The following is a 1,439-nucleotide window of genomic DNA, read 5'->3' on the forward strand; positions in this document are numbered from 1 at the left end:
ACGTGTCAGTTTTTTAGACGCGATAAATCGCGTCTCTACATGAGGGGTTTCTGGCGACTTGTGTGTACAAGGATGAAACACTAAAGCAAAATTTTCAATTTGGTGCAAAACAATTAGTGGCGGGTCTGAATCTCCTAATATATTGATTCTGAATTCTGAATTCTGACTTCTGAGTTCTTTTTTAACTTACATCCCGATTTTTGGAATTAAGAACTTGGGTTTGGTAGTGCCGCCATTTTTCCTGCTGACGCGCTCTTTTCTCCTCGGTGAGGCTATCAAAACAATAGGGACAGGAGATACCTTGTTCATACTTTGGAGACACCTTATCTTCTTCAGAAATCGGGCGTCCACAACAGAAGCACCGCTCATGGCTTCCTTCCTCTAAGCCATGACTGACAGCTACCCGCTCGTCAAAGACAAAACATTCGCCTTCCCATAAACTTTCCTGGGCTGGAACTTCCTGTAAATATTTGAGAATGCCGCCCTTGAGGTGATAAACTTCTGCAAAGCCTTGGGCCAGCATGAAGGATGAGGCTTTTTCACAGCGAATGCCACCCGTACAAAACAGAGCAACTTTTTTGTGTTTAGTTGGGTCGAGGTTGTGTAGCACATAATCGGGGAATTCCCGGAATGAGCCAGTTTGGGGATTTTCTGCTCCTTGGAAAGTACCGATGTTCACCTCATAATCATTGCGGGTGTCAATCACGGTTACTTCTGGATCACAAATCAAATCATTCCATTCCTGGGGACTGACATAAGTACCAACTTGTTCATTGGGGTCAATTTCAGGCATTCCTAAAGTAACAATTTCTGGCTTCAACCGTACCTTCATCCGCTCAAAGGGTGGGGTTTCGGTATAGGATTCTTTGTATTCGAGGTCTGCTAGACGAGGGTCAGTACGCAAAAACCAAAGAACAGAATCAATCGCCTGACGCGAACCCGCAATTGTACCGTTAATGCCTTCTTGTGCAAGCAAAATTGTCCCCTTAACACCTTGGGCTTGGCAGTAAGAAAGCAAGGGATCTCGTTTCTCGGCAAAATCTGGCAGTTTGACAAATTTATACAGTGCTGCAACAACTTGGATATTTTCTGGCTTCATTCCTTTGATAATGGAACAATATAAGTTACAATAACCTCGGCAAGCAAAGTTACCGACTATTTTAATTTTATGGGGGTTTAGCTCAGTTGGTAGAGCGCCTGCTTTGCAAGCAGGATGTCAGCGGTTCGAGTCCGCTAACCTCCACTGGATATAACTTATCTTAATTTACGATGCCTATCGCGAGCTATGCCTACGCAGATTTAAAAAGCGATCGCTTGCAATATTCCAAGCATTATCCCCTATTTCCCCTGCCTTAACAGATATTGCTTAACCCAAGCTTATTAGGGGACTTCCAAATAAAAAAATATACAACTATTTATTGTGGGGTGGGCGACACGAT

General features: G+C 43.6%; 1 protein-coding gene and 1 tRNA gene. One reads left to right on the plus strand and one right to left on the minus strand.

The window, feature by feature from the left end:
- Nucleotides 1–181 precede the first annotated feature (181 nt).
- Nucleotides 182–1,099 (minus strand): rhodanese-related sulfurtransferase, encoded by a 918-nt coding sequence (locus tag VB740_RS36635; RefSeq protein WP_323204702.1) that lies wholly within the window; start codon nucleotides 1,097–1,099, stop codon nucleotides 182–184.
- Nucleotides 1,100–1,170: 71 nt separating this feature from the next.
- Here VB740_RS36635 and VB740_RS36640 point away from each other — a divergent pair.
- Nucleotides 1,171–1,243, plus strand: a tRNA-Ala gene (locus VB740_RS36640).
- The last annotated feature ends 196 nt before the right edge of the window (nucleotides 1,244–1,439 follow it).

The organism is Nostoc sp. UHCC 0251 (assembly GCF_034932245.1).
GTDB lineage: Bacteria > Cyanobacteriota > Cyanobacteriia > Cyanobacteriales > Nostocaceae > Nostoc.